Origin of the sequence: Duganella margarita, assembly GCF_009857535.1 — a bacterium.
GTDB classification, from domain to species: Bacteria; Pseudomonadota; Gammaproteobacteria; order Burkholderiales; family Burkholderiaceae_D; genus Rugamonas; species Rugamonas margarita.
Genome location: NZ_WWCS01000010.1, coordinates 76,625 through 97,911 on the forward strand (window position 1 = coordinate 76,625; position 21,287 = coordinate 97,911).

A 21,287-nucleotide genomic window follows, 5' to 3' on the forward strand; every position below is an offset into this window, starting at 1 on the left:
GCATGGCATGAGCGAGTGAAAGTATTGCCACTTTATACCATGTGGAAGCGCTTTCATCACCGCAATTTAAAAAATCTATTGCCTGCCGGCGCGGCTTATTTCTGGAAGAAGAACACGATGCCCAGCACGGCCAGGATGTATGGCCAGATTTTCACGGGAATAAAGAACAGATCGTTCTTGGGATGGACGATGATCTCTTCGCCGGTGGCCTTGTCGATGTAGGCGCGGGGCGATTGCCGGGACTGGATCAGGCGATGCAGGCCGTAGACGATGGCGGCGGCCAGCAGCATGCCAGCCAATTCCGAGCCGGGACGATACGCCGCCGGCAGCGGCGCCCCCCAAATCTGCTCGGCGCCCACCTTGCCCAACGCGTAGCCCAGCACAGCAAATACCAACACCAGAATGCCATATCCGCGCCAAACAATCATTCAGCCCTCGCCAGTGAGATTAACTTTACGAGGAAACTATACAACCTTTATAGAGATGCAATACTCACCTATTGTCACCGTTATTCAATAATAAAAGCCAGCCTGCCCTCCTCTTCGCAGCGCTGCGCACTCTGTCCCGCTTGCTCAAACGCCGAACACAGACGGTTGCCCTGCGGATCTTCCAGCCGTGGGTGGATGCGCAACAGATGCGTACCTGGACGCCAGTTTTGCGCCGGCATGAATCGCCATTCGCGCTCGCCGGCCGTCAGCATGGCGACGCCAGGGACGCGCCGCCCATCCGGCCCCTGCACGGCAATCGCCTGGGCGGCATCGCCGTCCAGCGCGGCGGGGGCGACGACCCTCAACGGCTGCCGGCCGCCTTGCCGCACAGCTTGCACTGTCCATTGACGGGGATCGATACGCTCGCGCAACGGCGGCGTCACCTGCCAGTGCTGTTCCAGCCGGCGGCCAAGCTGCGGATCGTCGATGCGCAGCGTCACGGACTGGCCGCTGCGCATCGCCGGTCCCAGCGCAACATTGGGGCCGACGCCGGTCTTGATACGGCCGGGATGCAACAGCAGCGTCACGTTCTTGCCGCTGCGGTCGAACAGCGGCAGGTCGAGAAAGGCATCCGGGATCGGCGTGCCGGCGCTGTCCAGCAGCGTGACGTGGGTCATATCCAGCGCCGCCGGCAAGGGCCGGTCAAGATGCAACTCGATCCGCAGCAGATTTTCCGCCACCTCCGGGCCGGACGGGGTGACGCTGGCGCCAGTCGCCACCCCGGTCACCCCGGCCTCCCCGCCACCCAGCACGAGCGCCAGCAGCGCCGCGTCAACGCGCCAGTTCGCCATAGCCTTCAAGCGTGCGCGCGTACTTGTGGAAGTCGCGGAATTTATCGCCGTCCGGGTAACGGTAATCCGGGAAGTCATATTCGTTGACGAAGTCGCTCAGGCGCAGGTAGCCGCCCTTGGGAATCGACACCAGCTGCATCTCGCCACCGGCGTCGGAGCGGCGCAACGCCAGCAACAGCTGCGGATTCAGATTATCGATCCGCATCACCGCCGACATCGGCGTCATGGTCGCCTTCACGCCCAGATACGGCTTGGCCGGCCATTCGATCGGCGTGGACAGGCCCGGCGCAGCTGAGGCGCTGGTCAGATCGGTGGCGCTCAGCAGATCGGCCGAGCGGCTGGAATTGACCAGCAAGGCATATTCTGCATCGCCCACCTTGAAGCTCACCAGGCCGTTAGGCGCACTGCCCCACCCCAGTTCGCCCACGGTGCGGGCGGCGATGTGCGCGCCGTCTTTCAACTCCTTGAGCGGGATGGTGACCAGCGGCGTGCAGGTATAGGCCGCTACCAGCGTCGGCTCGCCGCCGATGGTCATCACGGTCATGCTGCGGATCGGCGCGCGGGTTTCGATCTGGTTGTGCACCGGATGGTACATTTCGATGGTGGTGGCGGTGGCCTTGCCGTTGAACGGGTAGTCGTACACGCGCAAGGTGGACGCGAAACTGCGGTCCGACAGGCCGGCGACGTACAGCTTGTGATCGTAATAGCGCATGTCGGTCACGGTCAGGGTCTGTTCCGGCAGGTCGCGCCAGAACGTGACATCTCCCTTCGGCGCATCGCTGATCGCTGCCGAGCCAGAGGCCTTGGTCAGATCCAGCCGTTTGACTTTGCCCGCTGCGTCGATGCTGACGATGGCGGGCTTGCTCTGGCCCTTGGCGCCGCGCACGGTCAGCGCCACGTAGGCCAGTTCGCTGCCAGGCTGGACGGCCAGGTCTTCAAACCGCAGCGCGGTTGGCGCCACGCCGAGTGCTTTGGCGATTGGCGCCTGCACATCGAGCAAATTGAACGGTTTGCCCGCCGGGCTGGCGGCGGCTGGCAGCGGTAATGCAAAAATGCGCGCGCCTTTCCAGTCGGCGACGAATAAGGAGCTGGCATCGCCGAAGCTGAGCTTGCTGGCCGACTGGATCGCCGGCGCCGGCGCCGCGTAGACGAACTTTACTGCAAGGAGTAGAGGCAGCAACAACTTGAAGCGGGTATTCATCACGTCTTCCTTCATTTGATGGTAAAAGATCAGTATAGGCAGGGGGTGGCGCGCCAGTCGCTCCGCCTTTGGTCAGTGTGGATGTGCGCCCGATCGTGTGTATGACCTGTCTCGCCGGGTGGCTATTATCAGGAGTCAATCAACCAAGGAGAGTCGATATGAACTTACAACTCAATGGCAAGCTGGCATTGGTAAGTGGCAGTACCGCAGGCATTGGTTACGCAATCGCGTCCACGCTGGCCCTGGAAGGCGCCAGCGTGATCGTCAACGGCAGGACGCAGCAAGGCGTCGACGAGGCGGTTGCGCGCATCCGCGCCGAGACGCACGGCACGGTGCACGGCTACGCCGGCGACTTGAGCAAGGCCGACGCGGCGCAGGAGGTGGTGCGGCGCTATCCGGGCATCAGCATTCTGGTCAACAACCTGGGGATTTTTGAGCCCAAGGCGTTTGAAGATATTCCCGACGAAGACTGGCTGCGCTTCTTCGACGTCAATGTGCTGAGCGGCGTGCGCCTGGCGCGGCTGGTGTTGCCGGAGATGAAGCAGGCCAACTGGGGCCGCATCATCTTCATCTCCAGCGAGAGCGCGGTGCAGATCCCGACCGAGATGATCCACTACGGCATGACCAAGACGGCGCAGCTGGCGGTGTCGCGCGGGCTGGCGGAATCGGTTGCCGGCACTGGCATCACGGTCAACAGCGTGCTGCCGGGCCCCACCAAGTCACGCGGCGTGGGCGATTTCGTCGAAGACATGGCGCGCGCGGCTGACAAGACTTTCGAGCAGGTTGAGGCCGAGTTTTTCGTCCACGTCCGCCCGACGTCGCTGATCAAACGCTTCGGCACGCCGCAGGAAGTGGCGTCGATGGTGGCTTACATCGCCAGCCCGCTGGCATCGGCCACCACCGGCGCCGCACTGCGGGTCGACGGCGGCGTCGTCAAGAGCGCGTTTTAGTCCCTGGCGGCCGCTGCATCGCGATGACCGCCTGGCCGTTGGTCAGATAGGACGCCAGCCGCTTGGCCAGAAAATCCGGCAGATCGGCGTTGTCTGCTACGGTGAATCCGGCTGCGCCGTAAAAAGGCTGTAGGTGTGCGTATGGCAGGCAGTACGAGGCGTGCTGGTCGAGATATGGCCGGCATGCTGTCAGCAATTGGGCGCCGATGTCGGCAAGATCGGATGGACTTGCGATGGCGATGTTCATTTGCAGCGGGCGTACATGAAGCAGGCGCGCGGCTCCTCGCTCAGGTTGGGGACGACGGTGTGCCGCTCCAGCCGGCCTTCCAGCAAGAAGCCGGATTTCTCCAGCGTGCGTGCGGACGCGGTGTTTTCGACGTCGCAGGTGGCCTGGACGCGGAAATACTCGGGCAGCGACAGCGCCAACTGGGTGAATGCCTCGATGGCTTCCGGCATCAGTCCCGCGCCCCAGGATTGTCGTTGCAGCACATAACCGATGTCGATCGTGCGCGGCTGCAAGCGCGCGTCCAGCATGCCGATCGGCACATCGTCATTGTCGTGCGGGACCAGCAGATAGACGCGGCTGCGGTTCTCCGCCCAGGCCTTCATGCAATACGCGATAAAGCCTTCGGTTTCAGCCAGCCGCGTTTGCGGCCGCCACGTCATGAAGCGCGCCACTTCCAGATCTTGGGTGTAAGCGGCGAACAGATGGACAGCATCGGAAGCACGCGGTGCGCGCAGCGTCAGTCGCGACGTGCGGATTTCGTCAGGCAGGGAAATGGGCATGCAAACTAAGGCGTGCAAATAAAGATGTTGGGACTTTTGACAGTCCTGACGTCTGCCGCCGACAGGTTGCCTTTCAATCCCGGGAACAGCCTGTCGATTGGCGCCTTGGCCTGTGCCAGATTCTGGCGCAATGTCACGGCCCGGTTTTTCTCGTAAACGAATTCGCCCACGTAAACGTGCTTGCCCGCCGCCGCCTCGAACGCGACATTGCCACCGGCAAGAAGATTGGCGTTAAAAGGGCTGTAGACATACTGCCCCGGCGGAACCTCAAAGGCAAAGTACTGGACATCACGCGCAGCGCTGTCAACCGTGGCCTGGGTTTTGGTATGGACCAGGCAATTGCCGGTAATCTTGCCGGTCTGGGCGTCATACTCATCGAGCAGAATGGAGAACTTAGCATAGCCCCATTGCCCCTCGACCTTGACGCCATAGACAATCACCGCACGATCATTGCCGACCGTGTCGCCGGGCGACAGCTGCTTCACATAGTTTATCCCGCAGCCACTGAGCAGCACGAGAATAAGCGGGGCGAGATAGCGTCGCATGTCTACTGCATGGAAGCGGTAGCCGAGGCCGGCGAAATCAGCGGGTCTTTGCGCGTCGGTTGCAACACCATGGTGCCGCGCCGGTCGCCGGTGCTCGCCCGGTTCGCCAGTTGCGTGACCTGGTACTGCTCTTCACGCGAGTTATAGATGATGTGCTCGCCAACAACCTCGTCAGTCAAGGCGCCCTCCGTCGTGCGGCGCACCCTGGCGTGGTCAATCAAGTCCACCAGCTCGGCCTTTTCGTCGTAGACAACTTCCAGCGCCTCACCTTCCATCCACACGTTCTGGCCGCCGTCACGCCGCTGGCGGAAAAACACCGGCGCCTCGCCCGGCTTGGTGCTGAGCACGATGTGCTGGTAGCCCTGCGCATCCTCGGTCATCACGCCGTGCTCGGCGCGAATCAGCAGCGTGCCACGCTGAATTTCGATGTTGCCGGTCAGCGTAGTGACCTTGCGCGTCAGCTCGCCGGACGCATCGCGCGCGCGGACCACCGTCTTTTGGAAGCTGTCGGCGCGTTCCGCGTGGGCGGCGGACAGGCCGAGCAGCAGGGAGCAGAGAAGCAGGCTAGTGTTTTTCATACAATGACTATACAACATTTGCAGATCCGCAATACTCAAATTTTGTAACTTGTGGCTCAGGCGGCACGCCGCAGCCGGTTATCGTCCGACGCCGGCAAAGCCAGTCGCTGCGGCAAAGGCTGGATGACGGCCTGCTGCGCATCCAGCTTGAACGACCCGACCAGCTCGGCCAGTTCGCGCGCCTGCGTCTGCATCGCCTCGGCCGCCGCCGCAGCCTCCTCTACCAAGGCTGCATTCTGCTGGGTGACGCCATCCATATCGCTGATGGCCGTATTGACCTGCAAGATCCCGTGTTCCTGCTCGGCGCTGGCGGCGCTGATGTCGCCGATAATCGCCGTGACCTTGTGCACGCTGGCAACGATGTCGCTCATCGTCGCGCCAGCCGTTTCGGCCAGCGCGCTGCCATTGGCCACACGCTCGGCGGAATCCTGAATCAGCTTCTTGATCTCCTTGGCCGCCTCGGCCGAACGATGCGCCAGGCTGCGCACCTCGCTCGCCACCACCGCAAAGCCGCGTCCTTGCTCGCCGGCGCGGGCCGCTTCCACCGCTGCGTTCAGGGCCAGGATATTGGTCTGGAAGGCGATGCTGTCAATCACGCTGGTGATGTCGCTGATCTTGTGCGCGTAATCATTGATGCTGGCCATGGTGCGCACTACCTCCGACACTACCGCCCCGCCCTTGCCCGCCACTTCGGACGCCGACAACGCCAGTTGATTGGCCTGGCGCGCATTGCTGCTGTTCTGCCTGACCGCCGACGTCAGCTCCTCCATCGCCGACGCCGTCTCTTCCAGCGCACCGGCCTGATGCTCGGTGCGGCGCGACAGATCCAGATTGCCGTTGGCGATTTCGCGCGAGGCCGAATCGATCGCCACCGCGCCGTCGCGCACGCGGCCGACGGTATAGGCCAGGCGGCCTGTCATATGGCTAAGCGCGTCGAACAGCTTGCCGATCTCGTCGCTGCGGTCATGCGCCAGCGCGCCGCGCAACTCGCCGCCGGCCACCTGCTCGGCCAGCGACACCGCCTGCGTCAGCGGCCGCACGATGCTGCGCGTCAGCAGCCAGGCCAGCACCGCCCCCAGTGCCAGCGTCGCCAGGCCAAAGCCGATCAGCAAGGCGCGGCTGCTCTGATATTGGGAAGCCGACTGCGCCGCCAGCGTCTGGGCCTGCCCGGTCTGGTAGGCCAGCAGTTGCGCGAGTGCGCCGGCGTAGGCTTTGAACATGGCCGGCCATTTGTTATCCAGCAGATCGCCCACCTCCTGGGTGCGGCCGCTGTCCTTGAACTTGAACAGTTCGCCGCGCAGCGCCATGAAAGCCGCCTTTTTGCCGGCCACCGCCCTCAGCAGCCCGGCTTCCTCGCCGCCGGCCGGCATGGCGGCCAGTTGCCGTTCCATCTCCGCCGCGCGCTGGTCGCCGGCGGTCAGCTGGGACTGGAAGATGTCGGCCACCTCCAGGCTGTCGCTGCGGGCAATCGACATCGCCCGCAGTCCATTCAGTTCGGTCACGCCCAGCAGTTCTGACGTCAGTTGCTGCCGCGCCAGCTTTTCATGCACCAGGTTGGAGGCCGTGTCGTTGGCCGTTTGCAGCCGCCACAGCGACAACACGGACATGCAGGCCATCACCATCAACAACGCGGCAAACGAGGCCATCACGCGCATGCCGGTATTCAATTGGGGAAATTTCATAGCTTTTCTTGAGGGAAAATGCGCCTTCTGCGCGAATTCTCACCAATCTACACACGCATTATGACGTCACTATTACCTTGCGGCAATATATGCAACAGTGTTTTCTTTTAGTTAATATGTAATGAGCGTGTAACAATTGCCCGTTAGCATGTAAGACTCAGTGTTGATAAAGGGTTCCCGGCCGTGGAGTTCAATGCCTCTCGTTTGCACCTGCCCCGCTTTCGTCTCTCGGTTGCCGCCGACCTGTGCGTGGAGACGATTTCGGTCCTGTCCGACACGACCAATTTCGCCGTCCTGGAGCTGTTCACCGAGCGCCGCGACCTGATGAGCCTGCCCGTCATCGAGAGCGGCCGCCCGATCGGCCTGATCAGCCGCAACATCTTCATGTCGCAGATGTCCAAGCCCTTCTATCACGAGCTGTATGGCAAGAAGAGCTGCATTGCCTTCATGGACAAGGAACCGCTGATCGTCGACGCCAACATGAGCATCGAAGCGCTGACCTTCCGCGCCGTGGAGTCAGGTGAAAAGGCGCTGGCCGATGGCTTCATCGTCACCCGCGACGGCGCGCTGGCCGGCGTCGGCTTCGGCTTGCAGCTGATGAACGTGGTGGCCAATATGCAGGCCGAGAAAAACCGTCAGATCATGCACAGCATCGACTACGCCAGCGTGATCCAGCGCTCGCTGCTGCGCCCTTCCAACCTGGCGCTGTCCGATGCACTGGACGACGCCCATCTCGAATGGCAGCCGCGCGACGTGGTCGGCGGCGACTTCTACCACTTCGCGCGCTATGAAGACGGCTGGTTCGCCGCCATCGCCGACTGCACCGGCCACGGCGTGCCGGGCGCCTTCATGACGCTGATTTCGTCGTCGACCTTGAGCCAGGCATTGCAGCAACTGGGCCCGCGCGATCCGGCCAAGCTGATTGCCGAAGTCAATCGCGGCGTCAAGGGTATGCTGGGCCAGGTCGAAGGCCATGGCCACACCGAATCCAACGACGGCATGGACGCCGCCTTTATGTGGTTCGACCACGCCACCCGCCAGCTGCGCTTCGCCGGCGCCAAGCTGTCGCTGTTCCAGCTCGATCCGGACCAGCAATCGGTGCAGACCGTCGACGGTGACCGCATGGGCGTCGGCTACACCGATTCGCCGCTGGACTACAGCTGGACCAACAAGATCATCACCATCCCGGAAGGCAGCCTGCTGTTCCTGACCACCGATGGCCTGATCGACCAGATCGGCGGCGCCAAGGACATCGCCTACGGCAAGCGCCGCATGCGCGACGTGCTACTGGCCAAGCGCACCGAGTGCGCGCGCCACGTGGCGCAGGCGATGCTGGACGATTACCAGGCCTGGCAAGGCGAACAGCCGCGCCGCGACGACCTGACCTTTTTCTGCTTACGTCCGTAATAGGAGTTCCACTTGTTGTACAAAGAATTCAGCGATTTTTATGAAGTGGCCCGCAAGCGCCACATCATCTTCTTCTACGTGGGCTACTTCTCGCAGCACGTGGTAGCGGCCATTTCGGAGACCATCAAGGCGCGCCTGGATACGGCCGGCGCGGCCGGGCCGACGCGCCGCCGCATCTTCTCGTCGTTTGTCGAAATGTCGCAGAACATCATGCACTATTCGTCCGACACACTGACGCCGGGCGACGCCACCGAGAACCAGATGCGGCGCGGCTCGTTCTGCATCGGCATGAAGGACGACAGCTTCTTCCTGCTGTGCGCCAATCCGGTCGACAGCGCCAACGCGGAGAACATCCGCAACCGCCTGGAACCGCTGCACTCGATGAGCATGGAAGAGATCAAGCTCGCTTACAAAAAAGCGCTGCGCGACGAAACGCCAACCGACAGCAAAGGCGCAGGCCTGGGATTCCTGACCATGGCGCGCGACGCCAGCGAACCGCTGGAATTCGAATTCGTGCAGGATGAGCACAATCCGGACACCACCGTCTTCTGCATCAAAGCGATTATCTGAACATACCGAGAACTATAAAATGGAACCACTCTTCATCGCCGCTTCGCCCACTTCGCCGGAAGTCGATTTCCGCTTCGACCAGCACACGCTGTCGATCAAGGGCGAATCCTACCCGGAAAACGCCGCCGCCTTCTACGGTCCCGTGATCGCGCGCGTCAAGGCTTACCTCGACCAGTGCAGCGATGCCGAGATCACCGTGCATGTGTCGCTGGCCTACTTCAACAGCTCCAGCACCAAGATGCTGTTCAGTTTCTTCGAGGCGCTGAACGACGCCGCCATGGCCGGCAACCAGGTGCGCCTGAACTGGTATCACGACGAAGACGACGACACCATTCTCGAATTCGGCCAGGAACTGCAGGACGATTTCGGCGCGCTGGACTTCCACGATCACGCAGTGAGCAACTGATGAAACCCATGGCCGACGCCGACCTGTTTGCGCTGGAAAGCGCCGCACTGGCTAACGCCAAGGCGGCATATGCCGATTCCTGCGCCGACCCACGCGCGGCGCTGGCCGAAATGATCGTCCACTACGAGCGCCTGATGCGCGAGAGCCGCCGCCTGATCCGCCGCAGCGACCGCGCGGAACTGGACATGAACCAGATGAACCGCCAGCTGCACGAACTGGCGCAGCAGCTGGAATACCGCGCCACCCACGATCCGCTGAGCGGCGCCCTGAATCGCGCCGCCGTGATCGAGCAGGCGTCCGATTGCCTGGAGCACGGCGACATGGCGCTGATCGTGCTGGATATCGATCACTTCAAGTGGATCAACGACGACTTCGGCCATCCGGCCGGCGATACCGTCATCAAAACTGTGGTGAACTGCCTGAAGGCGCTGTTCGGCCCCGGCATCGCCATCGGCCGCGTCGGCGGCGAAGAATTCTCGGTAGTGTGGCCCACCTCCTCGCCCGAGGAAGCCAAGGAAGTGGGCATGCGCATCTGCGACGCCATCGCCGATCAGGTGTTCGGCGCGCCGATCAACCGCCAGATCACGGCCAGCGTGGGCGTCAGCTGGAACAGCATGCACACCAGCTTCGAGCTGGCCTACAGCCGCGCCGACGAGGCGCTGTACGCCGCCAAGCGCGCCGGCCGTAATTGCGTCAAGCTGTACTCGCAGCTGCCGTTGCCGGTTACGCCGCCACCAGCGTCCGAAGACGCTTCAACTCCTTGCCATTAGCCTTGCAGACGGCGCGGAAGCCGGCGCTGATGCGTTCATCGGCGCCGGCCGCGCGCCAGAAGACGATGGCTGCATCGGCCGCCGCCAGCCAGTCGGCGCGCTCCGCCGGCAGCGGCAACGACGGCGCATACTCGCGCTGCGGCAGTTCCACGCCACGTGCCGGCGCATACAGCATCGGCAGCATATCGTAGGCTGGCGCCAAAGCCAGCGGCGGCTGGCCGCTCTCCCCCGGCACGAAAGCCAGGTTCCCCTCATGCATATCGCTGTTGGCGATCAGCCGGCCAAAGTGATACAGGCGATTGATCGACGCATGGGTGTCGGCGCTGATGTAGCGTGCCGCCAGCAGGCGGGCGGCGGCGCGGCTCCAGTTTTCACCGGCCATGCCGAATAGCGCAGCGTCCAGCGCTGCCCAGGTGCAGACTGCCGAGCGGCCGAATTCACCATGGCGGTCGAAGCGCTCGACTTCCAGAAAGGTACGATGGGCGGCGCGATGGATGCGGCTGCGCGCGGCCGGCAGCCGTAGTTCTGCCGCAATGGTGTCCAGCGCCAGATGCTCGCACACCAGCAGGTCGGCCCAGCGCTGCACCCCAGGCGTCTGGTCGTTGCCGGAAAATTTGACGATGACGTGGGCGCTTTCGCCGCCGTGCTGGCGGAAGGCGGTAAATTTCGGGAATTCGCCGCCGGCGGAGGAGCCGGCGTCGCCGGCCTGCATCGCCGCTGCGGCCAGCCCGGGATAAGCGCCTTCTGCCAGCGGCGCATGCCCTTGCTGCATGTTCTCCAGGTGACGCCGGTACGCGGCCTCGCCGATGATGTAGTTGCCTGCGGTGTCGTGACCCAGCTGCGCCAGCATGTACAGGATGTCGTCCTCCGGCCATTTCTGCGGATCGGGACCGACCTGCAGCAGACCGGCGTAGTTGCGGGCGAAATTGCGGCCCAAAAAACCCTGCGGCCGCATGTCGTCCAGCGGATATGGCAGGCCGGGGAACCAGCCGTCGCGCATTTCCGGCGCCAGCGGCCATTCGAGCGTTTGTTCGTAGCGCAGCGCGCAGCCGGCCGGGTAGATCGGTTCGAGCATGGCGATCTGCTCGCCGCGTCCTTTGCGGTCGATGCGGTAGACTGGAATCGATTCGGTGCTGCCGCGCAGCGGACGGCGCGCGGCGTAACTGGTGCGGCGGGCGGCGCCGCGCACCACGATCTGCTCGCCCAGTTCACGCACCATGCGCATCATGGTGGCGCGGCTGAGCGTGGGACGGGTTTTCTGCAGGCGTAACAGCAGATCGGCGCCGGACAGCACGCGCGCAAGTCGGAGAATTTGCAGTATATCAGCCATGTGAAACGTTTTATGAAACGATTCTAATTAACCAAATATAGCATATTCAATGACTTACGTGCATATCTAGCGCAGTTGTGAAACGATTATTTGACTGGTGTGAGTAGCGGCTTGCCGTCAAAATGCGCACGCAGGTTGTCCACCACCAGTTGTCCCATGGCGTGGCGGGTTTCCACCGTCAGGCTGCCGATGTGCGGCGTCAGCACCACGTTGTCCAGTTCACGCAGCGCGGCCGGCACATTTGGCTCGTCGGCAAAGACGTCCAGCGCCGCCATCCCCAGCGTACCGTCGCCGAGCGCGGCGATCAAGGCTTGCTCGTCCACCAGCGAGCCGCGCGCGATGTTGACCAGCGTGCCTTGCGGGCCGAGCGCCGCCAGCACCGCCGCATTGACCGTGTGGTGCGTGGCCGCGCCGCCCGGTGCAGCCACCACCAGATAGTCGCTGGCCTCGGCCAGTGCCAGCAGCGAATCGGCGCGCGGCACCGGCGTGCCCTCGATGGCGCGCGGCTGGAAGTATTGCAGCGTCATGCCGAAGGCCTGCGCGCGCGCGCCGATGGCCTGGCCGATGCGGCCAAAACCATAGATGCCGCACACTTTGCCGCGCAAGGCGCGCGTCGGCTTGATTGGTTTGCCGGCTTCCCACGAACCATCGCGCACGAAAGTATCCAATGACGGCAGGCGGCGCGCGGCGGCCAGCAACAGCGTCAGCGCCAGGTCGGCCACGTCGTCGGTCAGCACGCCCGGGGTGTTGGTGACGGCGACGCCGCGCGCGCGCGTGGCGGCCAGGTCCACCGCGTCGGTGCCGATGCCGTTGACGGCGACGATTTCTACTTTTGGCAACTGCGCCAGCAAATCGGCCTTGATGCCGATCGCGCCGGTGGTCAATACGCCACGCACTTGCGGCGCCACGCCGGCCAGCCATCCGGCCTGCTGCTCGCGCGGCTGCTGCCACAGATGGTGACAATGAAAATGCTGCTCCAACTGAGCCATCACATCGGCCGACGGACTGGCTGCCAGGACTAATACTTCGGGTTTCATATGAATACCTACATGGTTAGCATGTGGTGATTGTACAAGCGCAGGTGAATTCCCGTTGCCAGTCATGGACTTTCGGTCAGCATTTCCGTATGCTTGACTGACCAACCAGAGGAGCGCGCACGGATTTTGAACGATCACGCACCCATCTCCCCCGCTCCGGCAGCCGTCGCCCGCTGGCTGCGCGCGGCCACGTTCGCACTGGCGGCCTGGCTGGCCATGTGCGGCGCCGCCGGCGCCAGCCCGCAGCGCTGGGATGCACTCTCCACGCCATTGTTCGAGCATCTCGGACTGGATCAAGGCCTGCCGCACGCGGTGGGCATGACCATGGCGCAGGATGGCGACGGCTATATCTGGATCGGCACCCAGAGTGGCCTGGCGCGCTGGGACGGCTATCGCGTGCGCAGCTTCCATCATGACCCCACCCAGCCAACCAGCCTGCCCGGCGACTTTATCCAGGTGCTGCACGCCGACGTCGCCGGCCGGCTGTGGGTCGGCATGGCGGCCGCCGGCCTGGCCATGTACGACAAACGAACCGAAAGCTTTATCCGCCCGCTCGATGAATTGAGCCGCGGCGCGGTCAGCGCCATCGCCAGCGACAGCAAGGGCAATCTGTGGATCGGCACCGCCGACGGTCTGAAATACTACGATACCGTCAACCGCACCATCCGCCGCTACAGCCACGAAGACATGCCTGGCCTGCCGGACAACCAGATCCGCTCCCTGCTGATGGACCGCGCCGGCACCTTGTGGATCGGCAGCGCCGGCGGGCTGTCGCGCATGAAGCCCGGCGGCGCCATCACCACCATCCCGATCAGCGGCGAGACGCCCGGCGCCTGGAGCGACGCCGTGCTGTCGCTGGGCGAGAACCAGCGCGGGCAGATCGCCTTCGGCACCCTCAAGAGCGGCATCGGCATGGTCGATCCTGGCGCCAACGCCGGCCGCATTGTCGCGCTGCGCGGCGTCAAGGACGCCCAGGCCAATATGGTGCTGGCGGTGGTGGAGACGGTGCCCGGCATCTGGTGGGCCAGCACCTACGGCGGCGGCGTGATCGAATACCGCACGGAGGCTGGCCGCGGCACCCGCATCCTGCACCAGCCGGCGGTGACCTTCAGCCTCAGTAACGACCGCGCCGCCGCCCTGCTGCGCGACCGCAGCGGCATGATCTGGGTTACCACCGAGCGCGGGGTCGACATCTTCGATCCGCACAGCGAGGCAATCGACGCGGTGTTCGGCGCCGAAGGCGCGCAGGAAGCCAGCATCTCGGCGCTGATGAGCGACAGCCGGGGCGACGTCTGGATCGGCCTGGCCGACCAGGGCGTCGACATCGTGCCCGCCAGCGGCGCACGGCGCGCCGCGCTGCGCCCGGATCCGCACAAGCCCGAGACCGCGCTGCCCAACCGCATGGTGCTGGCGATGACCGAGGCGGAACCCGGCGAGGCCTGGATCGGCACCCAGCTAGGGCTGTACCGCACCAGCAAAAACGGCACTGCGGCGCGGCGCGTGCCGCTGCCGCAAGCTAATCCCTATCCGCGCATCGGCACCATCCTGGTCCGCAAGGGTGAACTATGGCTGGGGACTTTTGAAGGCCTGCTGCGCTATAACCCCGGCACCGGTGCGCTGCAGCACTATGTGCAGGGGCCGCAGGAAGGCGGTGGACTGACCGACAACCGCATTCACGCCGTGCTGGGCGACGCCGACGGCGCGCTGTGGGTAGCCACCCGCAATGGCCTGAACCGCCTTGACCCGGACAGCGGCAAGGTGGAACAGATCAAGGCCAATGCCGCCAAGCCCGATGCGCTGTCGGAAGCGGTCATCAGCTCCCTGGTGATCGACCGGCGCGGCCGGCTGTGGGTCGGCACCTACGGCGGCGGCATCTGCATCATGACCGGGCGCGATGCACTGGGCGAAGCGGTGTTCGAGCGGCTCGGCACCAGCACCGGGCTGACCACCGGCACCATCATGGGACTGCAATCCGATCCGGCGGGACGGATGTGGGCGGCCACCTCGGACAGCATCTCGGTGATCGACTCCGGCACCTTGAAAGCGCGCGCGCTGAGCCGCGCCGACGGCCTGCCGTTCCGCACCTTCTTCATCGGCGCCAGCACCGTCACGGCGGAACGCGATTTGCTGTTCGGCGCCACCTCCGGCCTGGCGGTGGTCTACCCGGGCCGCCTGAACGACTGGTCATATCGTCCGCCGCTGGTGATCAGCGGCGTGCGGCTCGACCAGCGTTCGGTCACGCCTGCCGAACTGGAAGCCAAGAACGGCCCGACGCTGGTGCTGCAGCCAGGAAACCAGAGCTTTGAAGTGGAACTGGCGGCGCTGGACTATTCGGCGCCACAGCGCAACCGCTATTCCTATCTGCTGGAAGGGTTCGACCAGCGCTGGCTGGAAGTGGACGCCAGCCGCCGCATCGCCTCCTACAGCCATCTGCCGCCGGGCTCCTACATCCTGCGCATGCGCGGCAGTAACCGCGAAGGCCTGTGGAATGCCGAAGAGCTGACGCTGCGCGTGATCGTGCTGCCGGCCTGGCACCAGACCTGGTGGGCGCGGCTGAGCTACCTGCTCGTCATCTGCGCGCTGGCGTGGACGCTGGTGCGCTGGCGCGTGCGGCACCTGCAACGCAAACAGGAAGCCTTGCAGGCGCTGGTCTACTCGCGCACCCAGCACCTGGAGAAGCTGAACGCCATCGTCAAATCCATCAACGAACAGATGGACTTCGACGCCCTGCTGCACACCATCCTGCATGAGTCGACCATCATCAAGGGCATCGACTCGGCGCTGGCCCTGGTGCGCGAACAGGGCACCGACACCCTCACCCTGCGCGCGGCCTGGGGCCGCATCGACGCCGCCGCCGACGCCTACCGCATCGACCTGCGCCAGGCGGAACTGCGCTACGCGCCGGCCGACTGCATGATCGCGCCCGACATCTTCGAGGTGCACCATTCGAACTCGCTGCCGGGCGACGTCTGCGCGCTGCTGTCGGTGCGGGTGGTGATCGACGGCCAGGTCGAAGGCTATCTGATTTTTGAAAACTACCAGTACCAAGCCACGTTTGCCGAGAGCGACCTGGAGCTGCTGAAGGCGCTGAAAGAGCCGTTCACCTCCGCCTACCTGAAGGCGCGCGCCATGCGCGTGATCGAGAAAGCCCGCGCCAACGCCGAAGCGGCCACGCGCGCCAAGAGCGAGTTCCTGGCCAATATCAGCCACGAGATCCGCACCCCGATGAACGCCATCCTCGGGTTCGCCGGCCTTGGCACCCATCTCGACCTGCCGGCGCAGCCGCTCGACTACTTCCGCAAGATCAGCCGCGCCGGCCAAAGCCTGCTACAGATTATCAACGACGTGCTGGACTTCTCCAAGATCGAATCGGGCAAACTGGAACTGGAAGCCCTGCCGTTCGACCTGCCCGACACGCTGAACCAGATTGCCGACCTGTTTGCGTGGCGCGCCGCCGAGCGCGGACTGGAACTGGTGATCGGCGCCGCGCCGGACGTGCCCTCCAACCTGCTGGGCGACCCGCTGCGGCTTGGACAAATCCTGGTCAACCTGGTCGGCAATGCGCTCAAGTTCACGGCGCGCGGCCACATCGAGCTGCGTGTGGAAGTGGACGCCAGCAGCCCGACCGTGATGGCCGGCGCGCCGCTGGTGCTGCGCTTTACGGTGGAGGATTCGGGCCTCGGCATCAGCGACGAGCAGCAGGCGCGCCTGTTCCAGGCGTTCGCCCAGGCCGACGCCAGCACCACGCGCCTGTACGGCGGCACCGGCCTGGGTCTGGCCATCTCGCAGCAGCTGGTGCGCAAGATGGGCGGCGAATTCCGGGTCGACAGCGAACCTGGCGTCGGCAGCAGCTTCAGTTTCACCGTGCATTTGCAGGCTGCGGCCGACCTGTCGCCGCGCGTGCAGCCGGTGCCGCCGGCCGCCGAGGGCAAGCGGGTGCTGGTGGTGGACGACAGCGAATCGAGCCGCCACATGCTGAAGGCCCAGCTGGCCACGCTGGGGCTGAAGGCGCGCGCGGTCGGCTCGGGCGCGGCGGCGGTGGCGGCCATGCAGCTCGATCCCTACGACCTGCTGCTGATCGACGCCGACATGCCGGACCTGGACGGCATCGACACGCTGCATCGCATCGCCGAAGATGCCGAACTGGCCGCGGTGCCGGCGGTGCTGATGGTAACGGCCTACTCGCGCGAGCATGACAAGGATGTCATCGAGCAGACCCGCAACATGCCCTTCCTCGACAAACCGGCCAATCCGCAGCAGCTGCGCAACACCGTGCTGTCGGCGCTGGGACTGGAAACCAGCCAGCAGATGGCGGCCAGCAGCGCGCCGCCGTCGCTGGCGATCCAGCGCATCCGCAGCGCCCGCGTGCTGGTGGTGGACGACAACTCGATCAACCAGCAGGTGGCCAGCGAGATCCTGCAACGGGCGGGGGTGAAGGTCGACCTGTCCGGCAGCGGCGAGGACGCGGCGCGCATGATCGACGCCGGCGCTTACGATGCGGTGCTGATGGATATCCAGATGCCGGACATGGACGGCTATCAGTCGACAGCGCTGATCCGTAAGAACGAACGCCATGCGGCGCTGCCGATCATCGCCATGACCGCGCATGCGGTGGCCGGCTACCGCGAGCGCTGCCTGGAACGCGGCATGAACGATTACGTCACCAAGCCGATCGACCCGGATACCCTGTATGCGGTGCTGGCGACCTGGGTGCAGCCGGATTTGAGTCGCGCCGCAGGGACGGAGGCGCCGGCGGCGGGTGCGGTGTCGGCCAGCGCGGGCATGCCGGTGACGCCGCGTGCCGGCATCGACATGCAGGCGGCCATGGAGCGCCTGGGCGGCCACGGCGCACTGCTGGTGCAGCTACTGGGGCTGTTCGCCCACGATTTCGAGTCCACTGTGCAGCAGATTCATGACGCCATTCACGCCGGCGAACTGGCGCGCGCCGCAGACCTGGTGCACAGGATCCGCGGCGCGGCCGGCAACCTGTCGGCCACGGCGCTGTTTGCCACCTCGGCTGCGCTGGAGGACCGCCTGCGGGCGGAACCGCAGGCGCTGGCCGATTTGCTGCGCGACTTCGTCGGCGAGTTCGACGTCGTCATGGCCAGCGCGCGCAGCGCGGTGGCGGCGCCGGAGACCGAAGTCCCCGAGGTGCTTTAAGCGCGCGCCTTGGACACGGCGATCTGGTCCAGGATGTGTTTCGGCACTTCCGCGTAGTGCTTGAACTCCATCGTGTAGGTCGCGCGGCCCTGGGTCAGCGAACGCAGCGTGGTCGAGTAGCCGAACATCTCGGCCAGCGGCACCGAAGCGCGGATGATCTTGCCGCCGCCGCCCGGAATCTCGTCCATGCCCTGCACCATGCCGCGCCGCGACGTCAGGTCGCCCATGGCGTTGCCCATGAATTCTTCCGGCGTCTCCACCTCGACCTGCATCACCGGTTCCAGCAGCACCGGACCGGCGCGCCGCATGCCTTCCTTGAACGCCATCGAACCGGCCATGCGGAACGCATTCTCGTTCGAGTCGACGTCGTGGTACGAACCGAAGGTCAGCGTCGCGCGCACATCGACCACCGGGTAGCCGGCCAGCACGCCGGAACGCAGGGTTTCCTGGATGCCCTTGTCGACCGCCGGAATAAATTCGCGCGGCACCACCCCGCCTTTGATGGCGTCGACAAACTCGTAACCCTTGCCGCCCGCCGGCAACGGCTCCAGCGTCAGTACCACATGGCCATACTGGCCACGGCCACCCGACTGCTTGACGAACTTGCCTTCGACATCGGTGGCGATCTTGGTGATGGTCTCGCGGTAGGCCACTTGCGGCTTGCCCACGGTCGCCTCGACGCCGAATTCGCGCCGCATGCGGTCCACCAGAATCTCCAGGTGCAGCTCGCCCATGCCGGACATAATGGTCTGGCCCGATTCCTCGTCGGTATGCACGCGGAACGACGGGTCCTCCTGCGCCAGGCGATTCAGGGCGATGCCCATTTTCTCCTGGTCGACCTTGGTCTTCGGTTCCACCGCCTGCGAAATCACCGGCTCGGGGAAAATCATTTTTTCCAGCACGATCACATGATCCGGCGAACTCAGCGTATCGCCGGTGGTCACGCCTTTCAGACCGACCGCCGCGGCGATGTCGCCCGCGTACACTTCCTTGATCTCCTTGCGCTCGTTGGCGTGCATCTGCAGGATGCGGCCCAGGCGCTCCTTCTGCGACTTGGTCGGGTTGTAAACCGTGTCGCCGGAATTCACCACGCCCGAATACACGCGGAAGAAGGTCAGCTGGCCGACAAACGGGTCGGTCATGATCTTGAACGCCAGCGCCGCGAATGGATCTTCGTCGGTCGGATGACGCTCGATCGGATTGTCCGCTTCATCGGTACCGGCGATCGCCGGCACGTCCACCGGCGACGGCAGATATTCGATCACCGCGTCCAGCATCGCCTGCACGCCCCGGTTCTTGAACGCGCTACCGGCCAGCATCGGCACGATTTCGTTGCGGATGGTGCGCAGGCGCAGGCCGGTCTTGATTTCCTCTTCGGTCAGCACGCCGCCGTCCAGGTATTTCTCCAGCAGTTCGGGCGTGCCTTCGGCTGCGGCTTCGACCATCTTGTCGCGCCACTCCTGTGCCACCGCCTGCAACTCGGCCGGGATATCTTCATAGGTGAACTTGACGCCCAGCGTCTCGTCATCCCAGTTAATCGCGCGCATCTTGACCAGGTCGATCACGCCATGGAAATTATCCTCGGCGCCCAGCGGCACCTGGATCGGCACGGCCACGCCCTTCAGGCGGTTGGCCACCTGTTCGCGCACGCGGAAGAAGTCGGCGCCGACGCGGTCCATCTTGTTGACGAAGGCGATCCGTGGCACCTTGTATTTATTCGCCTGGCGCCACACGGTTTCCGACTGCGGCTGCACGCCGCCGACGGCGTCGTACACCATCACGGCGCCATCCAGCACGCGCATGGAACGTTCCACCTCGATGGTGAAGTCGACGTGCCCCGGGGTGTCGATGATGTTGATGCGATGCTCGGGGAAATTGCCGGCCATGCCTTTCCAGAAGGCGGTGGTGGCGGCCGAGGTAATGGTGATCCCGCGTTCCTGTTCCTGTTCCATCCAGTCCATCGTCGCGGCACCGTTATGTACCTCACCGATTTTATGGTTGACTCCGGTATAAAACAGGATGCGCTCCGTCGTCGTCGTTTTGCCAGCGTCGATGTGCGCGCTGATGCCGATGTTGCGGTAACGCTCGATGGGGGTCTTGCGGGTCATTACAATCTCCTTGGATATACAGCTTCGGAAGTCTCAAGTGCGGCGATAGTTGCCGAATTCAAGAGCCCGTTACCGTGCGACATGTTCAATAGCAATTAATGTAATCTCTGACATTATTTAACAGCTTACCTCTCACCTGGACCTATTGCATGCGCGCATCAACGAAAACGACACTTTTCCTTACTTTAGGCATGGCCCCGGCTCTGGCTTTGGCCCAGGCCTCCGACGTTGAGCTGCGCCTCGAGCGCTGCTCGGTGCTGGGCGACGCCAGCGCTCGCCTGGCGTGCTACGACGGCCTGGCCAAAAACGCGCCGGTGGTGCAGAAAGCCGGCGAAAACGCCATCGTCGCGCCGGCCGCCGACGCCAACAATGGCACGGTCGCCTCGGCCGATGCCCCGGCCCGCACCCAGCCGGCCGCTCCGCCGCCGGAGCCAAAAGTGCCGGCCACGGTCGCGGCGCTGACCACCATCCCGCCCGAGGAGACGGTTTCGCGCATGGTGCAGGAATGGGAACTGGACCGCTCATCCAAGCGCGGCGTGTTCAATTTCCGCCCTCATCGTCCCAGCTATTTGTTACTCGCCAATTACAGCACCAGCTCCAACGATACGCCTTTTGAGGAGTTTACGCCGGGCGGCATCAAATCCAAGCACGTGGAGCTGACCTACCAGATCAGTTTCAAGATGAAGATGATCGAGCAGTTGCTCAGCACGCCGGTCGACCTGTGGTTCGGCTACACCCAGAACAGCTTCTGGCAAGCCTACAACCGCGCCGCCTCCAGCCCGTTCCGCGAGACCAATTACCAGCCTGAGCTGATGCTGACCACGCCGCTGGCACTGGACCTGGGTATCCTGGACGTACGCTATCTGACGCTGGCGCTGAACCACCAGTCGAACGGCCAGACCTCGACGCTGTCGCGCAGCTGGAACCGGATTTATGCGGAAGTGGGTGCGGAAAAAGGCAAGTTCGGCGTCTCGTTCCGCCTGTGGAAGCGGCTGGATAACGCCCGTTCGGACAACGACAACATCGACATCACCGATTACATGGGCCATGGCGACGTGCGCGCCACCTACCGCTTCAATGGTCACGAGCTGTCGCTGCTGGCGCGCCGCAATATCTCGACCGGTCACGGCGCGTTGCAAGCCGGGTGGGCCTTCCCAGTGGTGGCCAACCTGAACGGCTATGTGCAGGCGTTCAGCGGCTATGGCCAGAGCCTGATCGACTACAACTACTCGCAGAAGTCGATCGGCGCCGGCTTCCTGGTCAAGTTTTAACGGGGATTGCCGCCCAGGATGCGCGCCGGCAGCATGACGACGGCGCGCAGCAACTCAAACACGCCTTCGACGCCGATGCCCACCAGCCGGAACGGCAAGGTAATCAGCCACAGCACCGGATATAACACCAGCGCCAGCAACGCCAGCGGCCAGCAAAAGAACAGCAACGCCAGCCACAGTAGAAAACTCAGCATGAGAAGCTCCCGA

19 protein-coding genes are annotated in these 21,287 nt (G+C 64.1%); 7 read left to right on the plus strand and 12 right to left on the minus strand.

Annotated elements, in window-relative coordinates:
* Nucleotides 1–95: 95 nt before the first annotated feature.
* The 3 genes from GTP55_RS16610 to GTP55_RS16620 form a co-directional block, all read right to left on the minus strand.
* Nucleotides 96–398, minus strand: a complete 303-nt coding sequence (locus GTP55_RS16610; protein WP_161045985.1) for a hypothetical protein — start codon at nt 396–398, stop codon at nt 96–98.
* A 110-nt stretch (nt 399–508) separates the two neighbouring features.
* Entirely contained in the window at nt 509–1,279 is a 771-nt protein-coding gene (locus GTP55_RS16615) for a hypothetical protein (protein WP_161045986.1), read from the minus strand.
* Nucleotides 1,260–2,480: a hypothetical protein gene (locus GTP55_RS16620; RefSeq protein ID WP_229257972.1), complete on the minus strand. Its 1,221-nt coding sequence runs from the start codon at nt 2,478–2,480 to the stop codon at nt 1,260–1,262. Before GTP55_RS16620 ends, GTP55_RS16615 begins: the two co-directional genes overlap by 20 nt.
* A gap of 158 nt (nt 2,481–2,638) precedes the next feature.
* On the opposite strand from GTP55_RS16620, the gene GTP55_RS16625 reads away from it, so the two are divergent.
* On the plus strand, nt 2,639–3,430 hold the full coding sequence (locus GTP55_RS16625; RefSeq protein WP_161045987.1) for an SDR family NAD(P)-dependent oxidoreductase: 792 nt from the start codon (nt 2,639–2,641) through the stop codon (nt 3,428–3,430).
* Here GTP55_RS16625 and GTP55_RS16630 read toward each other — a convergent pair.
* Genes GTP55_RS16630 through GTP55_RS16650 form a run of 5 tightly spaced genes read right to left on the minus strand, consistent with a single transcriptional unit; the run spans nt 3,414 to nt 7,021 of the window.
* Complete coding sequence (locus GTP55_RS16630) at nt 3,414–3,677, minus strand: hypothetical protein (protein WP_161045988.1); 264 nt, start codon at nt 3,675–3,677, stop codon at nt 3,414–3,416. The genes GTP55_RS16625 and GTP55_RS16630 overlap by 17 nt on opposite strands.
* Complete coding sequence (locus tag GTP55_RS16635; protein ID WP_161045989.1) at nt 3,674–4,216, minus strand: GNAT family N-acetyltransferase; 543 nt, start codon at nt 4,214–4,216, stop codon at nt 3,674–3,676. Before GTP55_RS16635 ends, GTP55_RS16630 begins: the two co-directional genes overlap by 4 nt.
* A 5-nt stretch (nt 4,217–4,221) precedes the next feature.
* Nucleotides 4,222–4,761 (minus strand): hypothetical protein, encoded by a 540-nt coding sequence (locus tag GTP55_RS16640; protein WP_161045990.1) that lies wholly within the window; start codon nt 4,759–4,761, stop codon nt 4,222–4,224.
* A gap of 2 nt (nt 4,762–4,763) precedes the next feature.
* Nucleotides 4,764–5,339 carry a lipopolysaccharide transport periplasmic protein LptA gene (lptA, locus tag GTP55_RS16645; RefSeq protein ID WP_161045991.1) on the minus strand — a complete coding sequence of 192 codons (576 nt, stop codon included), beginning with the start codon at nt 5,337–5,339 and terminating at the stop codon, nt 4,764–4,766.
* Between the two features lie 56 nt (nt 5,340–5,395).
* Nucleotides 5,396–7,021 (minus strand): methyl-accepting chemotaxis protein, encoded by a 1,626-nt coding sequence (locus tag GTP55_RS16650; RefSeq protein WP_161045992.1) that lies wholly within the window; start codon nt 7,019–7,021, stop codon nt 5,396–5,398.
* Between the two features lie 204 nt (nt 7,022–7,225).
* On the opposite strand from GTP55_RS16650, the gene GTP55_RS16655 reads away from it, so the two are divergent.
* Genes GTP55_RS16655 through GTP55_RS16670 form a run of 4 tightly spaced genes read left to right on the plus strand, consistent with a single transcriptional unit; the run spans nt 7,226 to nt 10,174 of the window.
* The gene (locus tag GTP55_RS16655; RefSeq protein ID WP_202423739.1) at nt 7,226–8,428 is read left to right on the plus strand and encodes a SpoIIE family protein phosphatase; all 1,203 of its coding nucleotides are present in this window, start codon (nt 7,226–7,228) and stop codon (nt 8,426–8,428) included.
* A 12-nt stretch (nt 8,429–8,440) separates the two neighbouring features.
* Entirely contained in the window at nt 8,441–8,998 is a 558-nt protein-coding gene (locus GTP55_RS16660; protein ID WP_161045994.1) for a SiaB family protein kinase, read from the plus strand.
* 19 nt (nt 8,999–9,017) lie between these two features.
* Nucleotides 9,018–9,404: a DUF1987 domain-containing protein gene (locus GTP55_RS16665; RefSeq protein ID WP_161045995.1), complete on the plus strand. Its 387-nt coding sequence runs from the start codon at nt 9,018–9,020 to the stop codon at nt 9,402–9,404.
* A gap of 8 nt (nt 9,405–9,412) precedes the next feature.
* Nucleotides 9,413–10,174, plus strand: a complete 762-nt coding sequence (locus tag GTP55_RS16670; RefSeq protein WP_161046092.1) for a GGDEF domain-containing protein — start codon at nt 9,413–9,415, stop codon at nt 10,172–10,174.
* On the opposite strand, the gene yjjJ is transcribed toward GTP55_RS16670, so the two are convergent.
* On the minus strand, nt 10,128–11,504 hold the full coding sequence (gene yjjJ / locus GTP55_RS16675) for a type II toxin-antitoxin system HipA family toxin YjjJ (protein ID WP_161045996.1): 1,377 nt from the start codon (nt 11,502–11,504) through the stop codon (nt 10,128–10,130). The two genes, GTP55_RS16670 and yjjJ, sit on opposite strands and share 47 nt — an antisense overlap.
* Nucleotides 11,505–11,590: 86 nt before the next feature.
* Nucleotides 11,591–12,541 carry a 2-hydroxyacid dehydrogenase gene (locus GTP55_RS16680; RefSeq protein WP_161045997.1) on the minus strand — a complete coding sequence of 317 codons (951 nt, stop codon included), beginning with the start codon at nt 12,539–12,541 and terminating at the stop codon, nt 11,591–11,593.
* 126 nt (nt 12,542–12,667) lie between these two features.
* Between GTP55_RS16680 and GTP55_RS16685 the strand changes: the two genes are divergently transcribed.
* Entirely contained in the window at nt 12,668–17,701 is a 5,034-nt protein-coding gene (locus GTP55_RS16685; protein ID WP_229257973.1) for a hybrid sensor histidine kinase/response regulator, read from the plus strand.
* On the opposite strand, the gene fusA is transcribed toward GTP55_RS16685, so the two are convergent.
* Complete coding sequence (gene fusA / locus GTP55_RS16690) at nt 17,698–19,809, minus strand: elongation factor G (RefSeq protein ID WP_161045998.1); 2,112 nt, start codon at nt 19,807–19,809, stop codon at nt 17,698–17,700. The genes GTP55_RS16685 and fusA overlap by 4 nt on opposite strands.
* A 191-nt stretch (nt 19,810–20,000) precedes the next feature.
* Here fusA and GTP55_RS16695 point away from each other — a divergent pair, with 191 nt between their 5' ends.
* Nucleotides 20,001–21,080: a phospholipase A gene (locus GTP55_RS16695; RefSeq protein ID WP_161045999.1), complete on the plus strand. Its 1,080-nt coding sequence runs from the start codon at nt 20,001–20,003 to the stop codon at nt 21,078–21,080.
* Here the strand turns inward: GTP55_RS16695 and GTP55_RS16700 are convergent.
* Nucleotides 21,077–21,274: a hypothetical protein gene (locus tag GTP55_RS16700; protein WP_161046000.1), complete on the minus strand. Its 198-nt coding sequence runs from the start codon at nt 21,272–21,274 to the stop codon at nt 21,077–21,079. The genes GTP55_RS16695 and GTP55_RS16700 overlap by 4 nt on opposite strands.
* Nucleotides 21,275–21,287 lie beyond the last annotated feature (13 nt).